Here is a 14,732-nt window from a genome sequence, read left to right as displayed (position 1 = left end):
CACGCTACTCCTCATCAACTGGCCACGGGCTGGTCGTTGAACTGGATGGCGGTGAAGTCCGCTTTCAGCTCTTCGCCAAATTCAAAAATGGTCTCGTCCTCTTCATCGTGGTACCAGTTGACGATGACTTCGTTGCCCGCCTGCGCGGCCTGGTCCAGGGCATCGAAAATGCTGAACAGCATCTTGGTGCTGGAGCTGTTGAAGTACGCCAGGGCGATGTTGGCGGTCAGGGTTTCGCCACTGCAGGTGTCCAGGTAGCTGCGCAGTTGCTGGACGATGGGGGCGTAGAAAGCGGCCGCGTTCTCCGGGTAGGACTCGCCCTTGAGGGTCAGCAGACGCTGATCGAAGCGGAAGTCGACTTCCGGGGAAGTGGCGCTGGCTGCAACGTAGAAATTATCCATTTTCAGTGTGTCACTCTACTCAGATCGTGGCTTTGAGGCAGAACAGCGAAGTGCCCGGTTCATCCGTCCGCGGATGGAAGCTGAACTCCAGCGGCGCGCTGGCATCGCGCGCCATGGTCAGAAAGCCCAGCCCGGCGCCCTTGCTGTCCTCGGGGGTTTCGGCGCGCAGGACTACCTTGTAGGCCTGCTTGATTTCATCGACGCTCATCTTGCACAGCAGCACCAGCTTTTCGCGCAGGCGCTCTACATCCTGGGTGGCGATGGGGTTGGCGCAATGCATCAGGTAACGCTCGCCATCGGCGCTGATGCTCACCGCGCCCTGGCGCACCGAGGCATCGTCGGCCACCGGCGTGCGCAGGCAGTCGGAGGAATAGTGGATGATGTTCTGCGACAGCTCCACGAACGAGGAAAACAGCTTGCGCCGCGTGGGGCCGCTGACGCCCGCCACTTCCAGCTGCACCTTCATCACCTCGGCCATGGTGGTGATGATGCTGTGGGAGAAGTAGCCCATGTGATAGAAAATCACATTGCGCTGTTGGGCCAGGTCAAAAAAACTGCAGTCATGAGCCGTGTGTGGGTTAGCCATTCTCGATCCTAAAGGCGGGCGCAGAATAAGGTGAGGTCATCGCGACGCACTTGCGTGCCTTGCCAGGTGGCCAGGCACACTTGCAACGCGTGGCAGATCTCCGTCGCCGACGCCTGGCGGTGCGCCAGCAGCGTGTCGAAGGCCTTGCGCTTGCCAAACGCAATGTTTTTGGCGCCGCCGATCTGATCCGTCAGGCCGTCGGTGGCGATGAACATCAGGCTGCCGGGCGCCATGGGCACCGCGGTGTTGGCCCATTGATGGTCCAACTCGCTGGCCACGTAGCCCACGCCCATGCGCTGGCCGGCGAAGGTCTGGACCTGCTCGGCGCCAGGGGTGAGCACCGACAGCGACAGCCGCGCGCCAGCAAACTCCAGCACTTGGCGGGCGTTGTCGTACCAGAAAAAGGCAGCGTCCAGGCCGTCGTCGGACTCGGGCGTTTCGTCCACGCCTTCCACCTGGCCCAGCAACTCCTTGACGCTACGATTGACCGCCGACAGCAGCCGCGCAGGGTCACGGGGCCCGTACTGGGCCAGGGCCTGGGTCAGCGACGAGGAAGCAATCAGCGTCATGAATGCGCCCGGCACGCCATGCCCGGTGCAGTCGGCAATGGCGCCGAACCAGCCATCGTCGTAGGCACAAAAATGATAGAAATCGCCGCCCACCACATCGCGCGGCTCCCACAGCAAAGCGGCGTCATCGAGGATCGACTTCAGCGCCTCGCGGGAGGCACGCAACATGGCGCGTTGGATAACACTGGCGTACTCGATGCTCTGCATCATCTGCCGGTTCTTTTCCGCCTGCATGGCGGCGACCACGCCCATCAACTGCAGGCCGTTGCCCAGGCCTGCGAACTCGCCGTCGCGGGTCACGATAAAGCCGTCGGACAGCGCCTTTTCACCGTACTCCACGGTCTTGAAGGTCAGGGCCTCGATGCTCATCTGCGCATCGACAATCAGCGGCTCCTTGTCCATGAAGGCGATGCAGCTTTTCTTGTCGTACAGCTCGCGATGGAACGGGCGGCTCATTTGCGAGAGGAAGATGTTGCGGTTGATCAGACCGATCGGTCGCTTGCCTTCCACCACTGCCAGGCAGGCCATTTCCTTTTGTGACGTGAAGATCTCCATCACCAGCACGTTAGTGGCGCTGGATTCGATGGCCGGCACGGGCTTGCACAGATCGCCGGCACAGCGGTGATCGCGGGGAAGCGCGGGGCGCATGAAGGGGAAGGTTTCTGCGTGCATGCTGTGCTGGCCGGCCCTGGATGAAGGCGCGATGCTAGCGGGACAATGTTAAAGTGATATTACACGTACGTTCGTTCAACATTTAGAGCCGAGATTAATGATCATCTCCTGTGGGACCGGGCGAAGCTCGGGAAGCTAACAACGCGGTAAACCTGCTGACGCCTTCCCGAGCTTCGCCCGGTCCCACAAGCACAGTTGGAGCTACGTGCGCACCTTGGCCAGATACGGCGCCAACCGACTCGCCATCTCCGCCCCCAGCGCCTGCAATCCGCTTAACGGCCGCACCATCACCTCGAACTCCACGATCCTGCCCTGCTCATCGAAGCGGATCATGTCGATGCCCTTCAACTCGCGCTCGCCTACCTTGGCACTGAACTCCAGCACCACGTTCAAGCCATCGGCCGTGGCCAGTTCGCGGTGGTAGTGGAAGTCTTCGAACACCTTGAGCACGGTGGTGAGGATCATTGCCACCACGGGTGCGCCGGGATAGGGCGTGTGGGCCATGGGTGAACGGAAGATAACGTCGGGGGCCAGCAGTTCGGGGAGTGCCGAAAGGTCGCCGTTGGCGACCATCTGGTGCCAGTGGCGCAGGGTGTTGGCGGCATTGGGCTGAAGCGTGGGTGGGTTCATGGTGGTCCCTTTTATGATTGTGGTCGAGCAACTGTAGCCGCTGCCGCCAGGCTGCGCTGGCCCGTGTGTGCACTGCAGAGTTTCAGTGGGGCTTAGGGCCAGCGCAGCCTGGCGGCAGCGGCTACAAGGTGCTGATGTCCACTGGGATCGGGCGCTCGCCCTGGCGTTCAATGATCAGGCGGACGAAATAGCGGTCCTCCGCACGCTCCCGGATACTGTGCCTCAGCACCTTGGCACGCCGCAGCCTGGCCAGATTCGAATTGACGCTACGCATTGCATCCCCCTGTAGCCGCTGCCGTAGGCTGCGCTGGCCCGCCCGTGCACTGGAGATTTTCAGTGGGACTTCGGGCCAGCGCAGCCTGGCGGCAGCGGCTACGCGGCGTCCGCGGCCAATCCGGCTACCGAGGCCTCGACCAGCGCACGTGCAATTTCGCTCACGTGTTCCACATTGCGTGCCAGCGCACGCAGGTGCGGCGGGCTGTTTTCCACCAACTCGGCGGCGCCAGCGCTGGCGCTTTTCAGGTATTCGCAGGCTTGGGTCAGTGCCTCTTGCAACGGCATGCCGCCTCGTATAGCGAGGATGGGCAGGTCACCTTCGCAGGGGCCGAAGGGGTGGTGAGTGGTGAGCGAATGGGTCATGTACTGCTCCTGACTTGGATGGTGAGACTACCTCCGCCCGCGACTAAACGAATGGAGGCAACCGTACGCGGGTTAGTCGACCGAGAAGTCAGCACCCGGTGCGCCGAAGCGCCCCACGTACGATCACCATGAAAGGTTCCAGTCAGAGCGACCGGCAACGCTTCAGGAGGACGCTTAACGCGCCTGACTTCACAACGAGCGACTAAACCCGACCGCTGAATGGGCAGCGGCGGACGGAGGCTATACCGGTTGAAAATCAGGTGCAAGCACGAAATACGAACAACGAAAATGGAAACATTTAATCACACCTTCACCGCCGTAGGACGATTATTGCAGATCTTGTACGAACTCTCCTAGGAAATTTCCTAGACAATTTCAATCCCCCCCATTCGCTCGCTACCCACCAATCTCATCCATGAAATCCGCCAGAAACGACGCCAACCGCGCATGCCGCACCGCCGCCAACCGCGCACCCTCACCCGTCTGGAAGCCGGATGCCAGGTTCAGCAGCTTGGTATGAAAATGCTCGATGGCGAACTGCGTGTCCTCATAGCCGCGCCCGGCCGCCGTTGGATTGGTGAAGTCATACAGCGCCGAGCCCATCCGCCCCGACACATAGAAGCAGCGCGCCACACCCACCATACCGATGGCATCCAGACGATCACTGTCCTGGAGGATTTTCGCTTCCAGGGTCTGGGGCTCGAAACCGGCCGAGAAGCTGTGGGTTTTCACGGCGTGGGCGACGACTGCTACGCGGTCTGGGGTCCAGCCCCTCTGGGTCAGGATCGAGGCGGCTTTTTCGGCAGACAGGGTTGAGGCCTGCGCGCGCAAGGGCGAGTCCTTTTCGACCGCCACGCAATCGTGCAGCAGGGTCGCGGCCAGCAACACCTCCAGGTCGCCGCCTTCGTGCTGCTGGATGCGCCGCACGTTGGTCCATACACGGTGGATGTGCGAGAGGTCGTGGGAGCCGTCGGTGGTGTGGTCGGGCAGCAAGGCCAGCAGGTCGGTGGCCAAGGTTTGGTAGGGGGCGAATGGTGAGGTAGGCATGAGTGCGGCTCGGGTGGGGAGTGCCTGGCAGCATCATGGATATCTGCCTCAATACACAACCCTGTAGCAGCTGCCGAAGGCTGCGTCGGGCGAACGCGGTGCGTCAGGGATACCCCGGCGCCTGCGACGCGGCCTGGCGGCCGCTGCTACAGGGATCGCGGCTTTGCTTGCGTCCGTGATACCTTTTACGCATGACCGATGCCATCGACCTGCGCCAGTTCCGCTATTTCATCGCCCTCAGCGAAACCCTCAATTTCGGCCGCGCCGCCGCGCGCCTGTTCATTTCCCAGCCGCCGCTAAGCCGGCAGATCCGGCAATTGGAAAATGACTTGGGCGTGCCCCTGTTCGAACGCACCCGCACTGGCGTCATCCTGACCGCCGCAGGCCAGGCGCTGCTGCCCGAGGCGCGCAAAACCCTCGCCCAGGCGCAGACAGCCATCGCCGCCGCGCGCGCCAGCGTCGGCAGCCACGCCAATCAGTTCGTCATTGGCTACACCACGGTGCTGGACCGCAGCGCCATCCCGGACGTCATCGAAGCATTGCAACAGCAATTCCCCACCTGCCGCATCGTGGTCAAGGGCAAGCATTCCATCAGCCTGGTCCGCGACATCAACAACGGCGCCATGGACGCCGCCTTCATCGGCCTGCACACCGACACCCGCGGCCTTGCGCAGCAGACGCTGAAGGAAGAACCGATGATCGCCGCCCTGCCCGCCCGGCATCCGCTGGCACGCAAACGGCACATCAGTTTCCAGGATCTCGCCGACCAGCCGCTGTTCCATTTCGAGCGGCGCCTGAATCCGGGCTTCCACGACCATTGCCAGGCTTTTTTCGACAGCATCCATTTCACGCCCGCCACCCTGCTGCCCGAACCCGACGACCACCACATCCTGCTGGGCCTGATCGCCGAGGGCCAGGGCATTGCCCTGCTCCCGGCCTCCTTGCACAACGTCAAACGCCAAGGCGTGGTGTTCCGGCGGTTCCGGCCCCAGGACCAGGGCCTGACCGCTGGCGTGGCCGTGGCTTACGCCGCCGACAATCAGTCGCCAGTGCTACAGGCCTTTCTGAACCTTATTCAGCCTCAGTCATGACCCGCTACCGCACGCGGTCGATAGGGCTGTTCCAGCCGTGCGACTTCCTCAGCCGTCAGCACCAGATTGATCCCGGCGATGGCGTCTTCCAGGTGCCGCGCCTTAGTGGCGCCGATGATCGGCGACGTCACCCCTGCCCGGCTGGCGACCCAGGCCATGGCCACCTGCGCCGGCGGCACCCCGCGTTCAGCGGCTACCTGCGCAACCGCCGAGACGATGGCGTCTTCCTCGGCATGATGGTCATACCACAGGTGCGCAGGCTTGTCGGTGGCAGCGCGCAAGGTCTGGGTCTTGCGTGAACCGGCCAACAAGCCGCGCGCCAGCGGCGACCACGGCGTGACGCCAATGCCCATCTCGCGGCACAGCGGCAGCATCTCGCGCTCTTCCTCGCGGTAGATCAGGTTGTAGTGGTTCTGCATCGACACGAACTGCGCCAGGCCGTGCTGCCGCTGCACGCTCAGCATGCGCATGAACTGCCAGGCGTGCATGGATGACGCACCGATGTAGCGCGCCTTGCCGGAGCGCACCACGGTGTCGAGGGCGTCCAGGGTTTCCTCGATCGGGGTATGGGGGTCGAAGCGGTGGATCACGTAGAGGTCGATGTGGTCAGTGCCCAGGCGTTTTAGCGAGGCATCGATGCTGCTGAGGATGTGCTTGCGCGACAGGCCCTGGGCGTTGGGTTTGTCGCTCATGGGGTAGTTGACCTTGGTGGCGATGACCACCTCGTCACGGGGCGCATAGTCCAACAGCGCCCTGCCCAGCACGTGTTCACTGGCGCCCACGGAATACATGTCGGCGGTGTCGAAAAAGTTGATGCCGCTGTCCAGCGCCTGCTTGATGAAGGGGCGGCTGGCGGCTTCGTCCAGCACCCAGTCGCGCCAGGCGGGGTCGCCGTAGGTCATGCAACCCAGGCAGAGTGTGCTGACTTGCAGGCCGGCGGTGCCTAAACGGGTGTAGTGCATGGTGTTCCACTCCTGAGGTGATTGCGGTGAGTGGGGACAGGCTAGGGAGCGGGCGGGGGGTGGGTCTAATACCCTTTTTGCAATACCTTTTCAGTATCACCGCATTCCCGTTACAACATCTGTATTCAGGGATTCACACTGTGGGAGCAAAGCTTGCTCGCGAGGGGCCCTCACTGACGCCATCGCGAGCAAGCTTTGCTCCCACAGTGTGAATCCCTACCAGGCAGTTATTGGCTAAAAGCAGCGCTAGCAATATCATTAACAAAATTCATGAAATAAAATATAAACATACAACAAACGAATAATATCCATATATCAAAATAGAATTTCCATCACGTTTGTTATAAAAATACTATCAACACCAAGACGACACAGACGCCGTCCCACACACCGATCTCAGGAATGGAACCTGTACCCCCACCACGGGCCAGCGCCAGTTTCAATGGACAACGCCCACTATGCCGCTTTCGCACCTCCCCACGCCCACCCGGCTGTTCCCGCTGTCGACGCTCTCGGTCGCCTTGCTGATGGCTGCAGCCCCGCTGGCCCACGCTGACACCAGCGACCAGCAACTGCAGACCGTGACCGTCACCGCCGCCCCCGAAGCCGCCCGTGCCCAACAGCGCACGGTGGTCAACAGCTCGTCGCCCATCGACATCATCAGCAACGACGCGCTGGTGAAAACCGGCCGCGCGGAGTTGTCGGAGGCCATCGCCAAGCTGCTGCCCTCGTTTACCTTCGGCACCAACATCGCCGGCTTCAACTCCACCACCCGGCCGCTGAGCAACCGCGGCATGGGGCCGGAGTACACCCTGGTGCTGGTCAACGGCAAGCGCCGCCACCTGGGCGCAGCGATTCAGAACGGTTCCACCGACAACAGCGGCGCCAACGTTGTCGACATCGACATGATCCCCATCAGTTCCATCGACCATATCGAGGTGCTGAAGGATGCCGCCGCCGCACGCTATGGTTCCGACGCGGTGGCCGGGGTGGTGAACATCATCCTCAAGTCCCAGGACTCGGGTGGACACATCGAGACCAGCTACGGCGAACTGTTCTCCGGCCAGGGCGCGAGCAAGAAGATTGCCGCCGACGAAGGCTTCAAACTGGGCGACAACGGCGGCTTCATTCACCTGTCTGCCGACGCCCGCAAGCGCGATTACGCCCAGTGGGACGGCAAGGCCGACAGCACTGTCATCGCCTACAACGACCCGGCCAAGCAAGCGGCCTGGGACCGCGTGGCGATCAAGAACGGCGACCCGGAGCTAAAAGCCTACAACCTGGGCTACAACGCCGAACTGCCGCTGGACGGCGTGACCCTGTACTCGTTCAGCACCTACGGCGAGCGCAAGGCGGTGATCCAGAACTACTACCGCTTCCCCAACGGCACCGCCTCGGTGCCGGAGATTTTCCCCGACGGCTACTACCCGGTGAACAACCTGCGCGACATCGACTACCAGTTCGTGTTCGGCGGCAAGGGCGACGTGGGCGGCTGGAACTACGACCTGAGCACCAGCTACGGCCGCGACACCCTCAAGTATTCCAGTGAACTGAACCTCAACCCGTCGCTGGGCACCGACTCCCCCACCAGCTTCAACAACCTGGCCACCTTCCGCTCCGACCAGTGGGTCAACAACCTGGACTTCAGCCGCCGTTTCGAGAACCCGTTCAACCTCGGCGTGCCGGTGACCGTGTCCACAGGGCTTGAGCACAAGTGGGAACGCTTCAGCACCTTCGCAGGCTCCGCTGATTCGTACGAGACCGGCACCTACAACGCCGCCACCGGCGCCCAGGCCACGGTGATCATCCGCCCCGGCGACGAGGTGGACCTGATCCGCAACACCTACGCCAGCTACCTGGACCTGGGCTTCGACCTGACCGACCGCTGGTACGCCGACGTCGCCGCGCGGGTCGAGCATTACGACGACTACTCGGGGAACAAGCTGGGCCTGAAATTCAACAGCCGCTACAAACTGACCGACACCGTGGCCGTGCGCGGCACCATCGGCACCGGCGTGCGCGCCCCGTCGTTGATCCAAGAGGGCTACACCACCACCGACAGCCGGGTGAACACCGACGTCAACGGCAACGTCGTGCCCGCCACCACCCGCCTTACCGCGTCCGACAGCGCCCTGGCCAAAGCCCTGGGCGGCGGCGCGCTGAAGCCGGAAAAATCGCAGAACGTGGGGCTGGGCATCACCTGGCAACCGGCGCCGCGCACCAGCGTCACCGCCGACGCCTACGTGGTGGACGTGCAGAACCGCATCGCCCTGACCAGCGCCATCTACGACCACGGCGACGGCACCATCAACAGCATCCTCGCCGCCCAGGGCGTGACCGCCGGCACCTGGGTGGACTACTACACCAACGCCTTCGACACCCGCACCCGCGGCCTGGACGTGGTGGCCGACCACACCACCCCGTTCGGCGAGTTTGGCGACGTGCGCTGGAGCGCGGCGTTCAACTACAACAAGACCACCATCACCAACGCCAAGGACACCCCCGCCTCCCTGGCCGACGCCGGCGTGACCCTGGTGGGCCGCAACCGCGAAGGCGACCTGACCGACGCGCTGCCCAAGACCAAATGGATACTGGGCGCCAACTGGAAGGTGGGCAATTGGAACACCAACCTGAGCACCACCCGCTACGGCTCGGTGTCGACGCTGGCCGTCAACGAGACCGGCGACCGCAGCTTCGGCGCCAAGTGGATCACCGACCTGGACATCGCCTACACCTTCTTCGACCACCTGACCGTGAGCGTCGGCGGCAGCAACATCTTCGACGTGCGCCCCGACAAGAACGCGGTGTACAGCAGCCTGGGCCTGGCGCCTTACGGCAACCCGCCGTTCTACCCCGGTGGCGGCTCCTGGTACACCAAGCTGGCCTACGACTTCTGACCCTGCGGCTGCATCGCGCCCCCACGCGGTGCGGCCTTTTTTCTTCAAAGCCACATGAGGAACCGCCCCATGAAGCTGCAACGAACCCTGGCCAGCGCGGCCATCCTCCTGGCCCTGGGCCTGACCGGCTGCGGGCCGTCGCACCCCGACGCCCAGGCGGCCAGCACGCTGAAAATCGCCTTCTTCGGCGACAACACGCAACTGGTCAGCCTCGACCCCTTCCAGGTCTACTGGCTGGAGCACCGCGTGGTGCTGCGCAACGTCGTGGAATCGCTGACTGACCAAGACCCGAAAACCGGCGCCATCATCCCCTGGCTGGCCGACAGCTGGGACATCAGCCCGGATGCGCGCGAATACACCTTCCACCTGCGCAAGGGCGTGACCTTCAGCAACGGCGAAGCCTTTGACGCCAACGCGGTGAAGACCGCCTTCGACAGCGACAAGGCCTTCGCCGCCGAGCTGCCCAGCGTGTTTGGCGCCACCTACCTGACCGGCTACGACCACGCCGAAGTCATCGACCCGCAGACCATCAAATTGGTGCTGAGCACGCCCAACGCCGGGTTCCTGCAGGCCACCTCCACCACCAACCTGGCCATCCTGGCGCCCGAGTCGTACCGCAAGAGCGCCAAGGAACGCTCCCTGGGCGCGATCATCGGCAGCGGCCCGTTTGTGCTTCAGCACTACACCCCCGAAACCGGCCTGCGCCTGGAACGTCGCAAGGGTTATGCCTGGGCCTCGGCCAACGTGCAGAACAAGGGCGAGTCGCACCTGTCGGCCATCGACGTCAGCTACATCCCCGAAGAGAGCGTGCGCAACGGCCAGTTCGTGCAGGGCAAGGTCGACATCCTGTGGCCGCGCAACCCGTTCTCCGACGTTGACCTGAAGCTGTTCGAAAGCAAGAAAGCCACCATCCAGAGCCGCTCGCTGCCCGGCCCCGCCTGGAACCTGTACCCCAACACCCGCGGCGGGCGCATCCTGGCCGACGCCGACGTGCGCCTGGCGGTGCAGAAGGCCATCGACCGCAAGACCTACGCCAGCACCGTCTACAGCCCGCAGTTCCCGGTGGTGGACGGCGTGTACGACGTGACCACGCCGTACTTCCGCAGCCAGGGCGACAAGCTGGCCTACGACCCCCAGGGCGCCGCGCAGCTGCTGGACAAGGCCGGCTGGAAGCTGGGCGCCGACGGCTATCGCGCCAAGGACGGCAAGCGCCTGAGCCTGGTGTACAACATCCCCGCCAAGGAAACCGCCGGCGACGTGCTGATCCAGGACCAGCTGCGCAAGGCCGGCATTGAGCTCAAGCTCAAGGTGCAGACCACCGCCGAGTGGTTCAACACCAACGCCTCGGGCAACTACGACCTGACCTTCTCGTACATGACCCGCGCCGACCCGATCGTGCTGCAGACCATCCTCGACCCGCGCGCGGCCAACGCCTCCACCTTGGCCACCAACGTCTACCCACCAGCCATCCTGCCCCAGGCCCAGAGCCTGTTCGATCAGGGCCTGACCGCTACCGCGCCGGCCCAACGCGCCCAGGCCTACGGCCAGTTGCAGGACTTGCTGATCGACCAGGGCTCGGCGATTCCGGTGTTCGAGCGCGTGTGGCAGGCCGCGACCGCGCCACGGGTGCACAACTTCCGCTGGAGCGCCGAGGGCTTTGCCTTCCTCAATGACATCGAGGTATCGCCATGAGCCGCTACCTGACCAGCCGCATCGGCCAGGCGCTGTTGGTGCTGTGGGGCGCCTACACCATCACCTATTTCATTCTGTACCTGCTGCCGGGTGATCCGCTGTCGATCATGCTCAGCGCCTCGGGCATGGAAGTGGACTCGCTGTCGCCGGCGCAACTGGCCAAGGCCCGCGCCTACTACGGCCTGGACCAGGGCCTGATCGAGCGCTACCTGCACTTGCTGTGGGGCATGCTGCACGGTGACCTGGGCCAGTCGCTGACGCTGAACCGGCCGGTGACCGCGGTGCTGGCCGAGCGCCTGCCGCAGACCCTGGCGCTGGCCGGCACGGCCATTGTGCTGTCGCTGATCGGCGGCGTGGGCCTGGCTTACCTGACCGCTTACGTACGCTGGCAGCCGCTGAAAACTGCCCTGGCGCGGGTGCCGGCGCTGGGCTTTTCGGTGCCGGTGTTCTGGATGGGGTTGCTGCTGATCCAGGTGTTCGCCTTCAGCCTGGGCTGGTTCCCGTCCACCGGCAGCGATGGCGTGGAAAGCCTGGTGCTGCCGGCCGTCACCCTGGCCATCCCCAGCGCCGCGGTGTATGCGCAGGTGCTGCAACGCGGCTTCCTCGACGTGTGGCGCGAGCCCTACATCGTCACCGCCTACGCCAAGGGCCTGAGCCGTGGCCAGGTGCAGGCGCGCCATGGCTTTCGCAACGCCGCCCTGCCGCTGCTGACCCTGATCGGCCTGCAGGTGGGCAACACCGTGTCCGGCGCGGTGTTGGTGGAAACCATCTTTGCCCGCAACGGCGTCGGCCGCCTGGTGCAGGACGCCGTGCTGCGCCAGGACATCCCCGTGGTACTGGCGGTGGTCACGGTGTCGGCCGCCGCCTTCGTTGTCATCAACTTGCTGGTGGACCTGCTGTACCCGGTCCTTGACCCGCGCATCACCCACTCGCCCAAGGTGACCTGAACATGACCGATCGCGCCCTTGCCCCCACCACCCCTGCGCCGCTGAGCGCCAGCCCGTCCTGGCAGCCACGCGGCCGCCTGCGCCGCGCCCTGGACCTGGCTGTCCCGCTGCTGCGCCGGCCGGGCTTCGTGCTGGCCGCAGCCCTGGTGCTGTTTATCCTGCTGACGGCCATTGCGCCTTCGCTGTTCAGCAGCCTCGACCCGTACGCCACGGCCCCGGCGGCCAAGCTGCTGCCGCCGGGCGCCGGCCACTGGTTCGGCACCGACGAGCTGGGCCGCGACCTGTACACGCGCCTGCTGTACGGCTCGCGCCTGTCGATCCTGGCGGCGCTGTTGGCGGTGGGCCTGGCGCTGGTGTGCGGGCTGGGCCTGGGCATCGTCGCCGGGTTTATCGGCGGTCGCATCGACGCGGTGATCATGCGCCTGATCGACGTGATGCTGGCCCTGCCCGGCCTGCTGCTGGCCCTGGCCATCGTCACCGCCATCGGCTTCGGCACCCTGCCGGTGGCCATCGCCGTGGGCGTGGGCATTATCCCCGGCTTTGCCCGCACCACCCGCGCCGAAGTGCTGCGGGTCAAGACCCTGCCTTACGTTGAAGCCGCACGGCTGGGCGGCGCCAGCTGGACCCGCACCCTGCTGCGCCACGTGCTGCCCAACGCCTGGGGCCCGGTGGCGGTGCTGGCCACGCTGGACTTCGGCGCGGCGATCCTGGCCACGGCCGGCCTGAGCTTTCTGGGCTTCGGCGCCCAGCCACCGACCGCCGAATGGGGCACGTTGATTGCCAACGGCCGGCAGTTCCTGATCACCGCGCCCTGGGTGTCGCTGTTGCCGGGCCTCTTGGTGGTGCTGGTGGTGTTCAGCCTCAACCATATCGCCCGCACCTTCGAGGAAACCCAACGATGAGCGCCCTGATCGACGTACGCAACCTGAGCGTCAGCTACCACAACGCCGGGCGGGTAAAAGAAGCCGTGCGTGACCTGTCCTTCAGCCTGCAGGCCGGCGAGACACTGGCCATTGTCGGTGAGTCCGGCTCGGGCAAGACCACCCTGGCCAGCGCCCTGCTGGGCCTGCTGCCCGCCAGCGCGCAGATCAGCGCCGGCAGCCTGGCGGTAGACGGCAACGACATCAGCCACGCCAGCGAGCGCGCCCGTCGGCAACTGCGCGGGCGCTTTATCGGCCTGGTGCCGCAAGACCCGATGGTCAGCCTCAACCCCACCCTGAGCATCGGCAAGCAGATCGGCGAAAGCCTGATCCTGGCCCACGGCGGCCGCCGCTACCCGGCGCTGGACGCCGACGTGCTGGCGCTGCTGGGCCAGGTGGGCCTGGACAACCCCGAGCTGCGTGCCCGGCAATACCCCCATGAGCTGTCCGGCGGCATGCGCCAGCGCGTGCTGATCGCCATCGCCCTGGCGGGCAACCCACGGGTGATCATCGCCGACGAGCCCACCAGTGCGCTGGATGTGACGGTGCAACGGCGCATCCTCGACCACCTGGAGCAACTGGTGCAGGCCCGGGGCATCTCGCTGATCATCATCACCCACGACCTGGGCGTGGCCGCTGACCGGGCCGACCGGGTGCTGGTGATGAAGGACGGCGAACTGGTAGAACAGGGCGTGGCGCGCGAGGTGCTGTCAGCGCCGACCCAGCCTTACACCCGTGACCTGCTGGCCGCGGCGCCTGCGTTTGGCGACGGCAAACAACCCCTGCCACTGCCCCCGCGCCCGGCCCGGCCGTTGCTGAGCTTGCATGGGGTGGGCAAACAGTATCCCTCGGGCGGCCAGCCGTTCCAGGCGCTCAAAGGCCTCAGCCTGGACCTGTACCCCGGCCAGACCCTGGCCATCGTCGGTGAATCGGGCTCGGGCAAAAGCACCAGCCTGCGCATCGCCCTGGGCCTAGAACCGCCCAGCGAAGGGCGGGTGCATTTTGACGGGCAGGACGTGACGGGGCTGACGTGGCAGCAGTTTCGGCCGCTGCGCCAGCGCATTCAGCTGGTGCAACAGAACCCCTTCGCCTCGCTCAACCCGCGCTTCACCATTTACCAGAGCGTGGTGGAGCCGCTGCTGTCCTTCGGCTTGCGCGATGGTGCCGAGTTGCATCAGGCGGCGCGGCAATTGATGGAGCAGGTGCAATTGCCGGCCAGCTTCCTGGATCGACTGCCGCGTGAATTGTCCGGCGGCCAGCGGCAGCGGGTAGCGATTGCCCGTGCGTTGGCGTTGAAGCCTGATCTGGTGTTGCTGGATGAACCGGTGTCGGCGCTGGATGTGTCGGTGCAGGCGCAGATTCTGGAGCTGCTGCGTAATTTGCAGGCCGAACTGGGGGTGGCGTACGTGCTGGTGTCCCACGACCTCGCGGTGGTGCAGAGCCTGGCCCATGAAGTGGTGGTGTTGCGCCAGGGGCAGGTGGTGGAGCAAGGGCCGGCGAGCGAAGTGCTGCATCGACCGGCGCATGCTTACACCCGTGAGCTGCTGGATGCCATTCCCGGTCATCGGCTCAGCGCATAATGTAGGTGCCCGTACTGGCCTCATCGCGAGCAAGCTTTGCTCCCACAGTGGTGGGCCGAACTCAGAGGGTAGGCACACCACTGTGGGAGCAAAGCTTGC

At 64.7% G+C, this 14,732-nt stretch carries 14 protein-coding genes; 6 read left to right on the top strand and 8 right to left on the bottom strand.

Features of this window, described 5'->3' with window-relative positions; genetic code table 11:
* Positions 1-14 precede the first annotated feature (14 nt).
* The 7 genes from ACZ9GA_RS08430 to ACZ9GA_RS08400 form a co-directional block, all read right to left on the bottom strand.
* Positions 15-401 (bottom strand): DUF1987 domain-containing protein, encoded by a 387-nt coding sequence (locus tag ACZ9GA_RS08430; protein WP_457363120.1) that lies wholly within the window; start codon positions 399-401, stop codon positions 15-17.
* Positions 402-420: 19 nt separating this feature from the next.
* Positions 421-987, bottom strand: a complete 567-nt coding sequence (locus tag ACZ9GA_RS08425; protein ID WP_457363121.1) for a SiaB family protein kinase — start codon at positions 985-987, stop codon at positions 421-423.
* 8 nt (positions 988-995) lie between these two features.
* Positions 996-2,204 (bottom strand): SpoIIE family protein phosphatase, encoded by a 1,209-nt coding sequence (locus tag ACZ9GA_RS08420; protein WP_457363772.1) that lies wholly within the window; start codon positions 2,202-2,204, stop codon positions 996-998.
* A gap of 225 nt (positions 2,205-2,429) precedes the next feature.
* Positions 2,430-2,858, bottom strand: coding sequence for a nuclear transport factor 2 family protein (locus ACZ9GA_RS08415; protein WP_457363122.1), 429 nt, complete (start codon positions 2,856-2,858; stop codon positions 2,430-2,432).
* A gap of 121 nt (positions 2,859-2,979) precedes the next feature.
* A complete protein-coding gene (locus ACZ9GA_RS08410; RefSeq protein ID WP_457363123.1) occupies positions 2,980-3,132 on the bottom strand; it encodes a hypothetical protein in 153 nt (50 codons plus the stop codon).
* 98 nt (positions 3,133-3,230) lie between these two features.
* Positions 3,231-3,497 carry a hypothetical protein gene (locus tag ACZ9GA_RS08405; protein ID WP_457363124.1) on the bottom strand — a complete coding sequence of 89 codons (267 nt, stop codon included), beginning with the start codon at positions 3,495-3,497 and terminating at the stop codon, positions 3,231-3,233.
* Between the two features lie 396 nt (positions 3,498-3,893).
* Positions 3,894-4,544, bottom strand: coding sequence for an HD domain-containing protein (locus tag ACZ9GA_RS08400; protein ID WP_457363125.1), 651 nt, complete (start codon positions 4,542-4,544; stop codon positions 3,894-3,896).
* A gap of 191 nt (positions 4,545-4,735) precedes the next feature.
* On the opposite strand from ACZ9GA_RS08400, the gene ACZ9GA_RS08395 reads away from it, so the two are divergent.
* The gene (locus ACZ9GA_RS08395; RefSeq protein WP_457363126.1) at positions 4,736-5,635 is read left to right on the top strand and encodes a LysR family transcriptional regulator; all 900 of its coding nucleotides are present in this window, start codon (positions 4,736-4,738) and stop codon (positions 5,633-5,635) included.
* Here the strand turns inward: ACZ9GA_RS08395 and ACZ9GA_RS08390 are convergent.
* Positions 5,626-6,597, bottom strand: coding sequence for an aldo/keto reductase (locus ACZ9GA_RS08390; protein WP_457363127.1), 972 nt, complete (start codon positions 6,595-6,597; stop codon positions 5,626-5,628). The genes ACZ9GA_RS08395 and ACZ9GA_RS08390 overlap by 10 nt on opposite strands.
* A 458-nt stretch (positions 6,598-7,055) precedes the next feature.
* On the opposite strand from ACZ9GA_RS08390, the gene ACZ9GA_RS08385 reads away from it, so the two are divergent.
* From ACZ9GA_RS08385 to ACZ9GA_RS08365, 5 genes are read left to right on the top strand one after another with little or no spacing between them, the layout of a single operon-like run.
* Positions 7,056-9,494 carry a TonB-dependent receptor plug domain-containing protein gene (locus ACZ9GA_RS08385; protein ID WP_457363128.1) on the top strand — a complete coding sequence of 813 codons (2,439 nt, stop codon included), beginning with the start codon at positions 7,056-7,058 and terminating at the stop codon, positions 9,492-9,494.
* A 54-nt stretch (positions 9,495-9,548) separates the two neighbouring features.
* Positions 9,549-11,186 carry an ABC transporter substrate-binding protein gene (locus ACZ9GA_RS08380; RefSeq protein ID WP_457363129.1) on the top strand — a complete coding sequence of 546 codons (1,638 nt, stop codon included), beginning with the start codon at positions 9,549-9,551 and terminating at the stop codon, positions 11,184-11,186.
* Positions 11,183-12,133: an ABC transporter permease gene (locus tag ACZ9GA_RS08375; RefSeq protein ID WP_457363130.1), complete on the top strand. Its 951-nt coding sequence runs from the start codon at positions 11,183-11,185 to the stop codon at positions 12,131-12,133. The genes ACZ9GA_RS08380 and ACZ9GA_RS08375 overlap by 4 nt, the downstream gene beginning before the upstream one ends.
* Before the next feature lie 2 nt (positions 12,134-12,135).
* On the top strand, positions 12,136-13,035 hold the full coding sequence (locus ACZ9GA_RS08370; RefSeq protein ID WP_457363131.1) for an ABC transporter permease: 900 nt from the start codon (positions 12,136-12,138) through the stop codon (positions 13,033-13,035).
* On the top strand, positions 13,032-14,633 hold the full coding sequence (locus ACZ9GA_RS08365; protein WP_457363132.1) for a dipeptide ABC transporter ATP-binding protein: 1,602 nt from the start codon (positions 13,032-13,034) through the stop codon (positions 14,631-14,633). The genes ACZ9GA_RS08370 and ACZ9GA_RS08365 overlap by 4 nt, the downstream gene beginning before the upstream one ends.
* The last annotated feature ends 99 nt before the right edge of the window (positions 14,634-14,732 follow it).

The organism is Pseudomonas sp. TE3644 (assembly GCF_056278815.1).
Note: the sequence above shows the minus strand (reverse complement) of the source record. Positions and strands in the feature narration are given on the sequence as shown.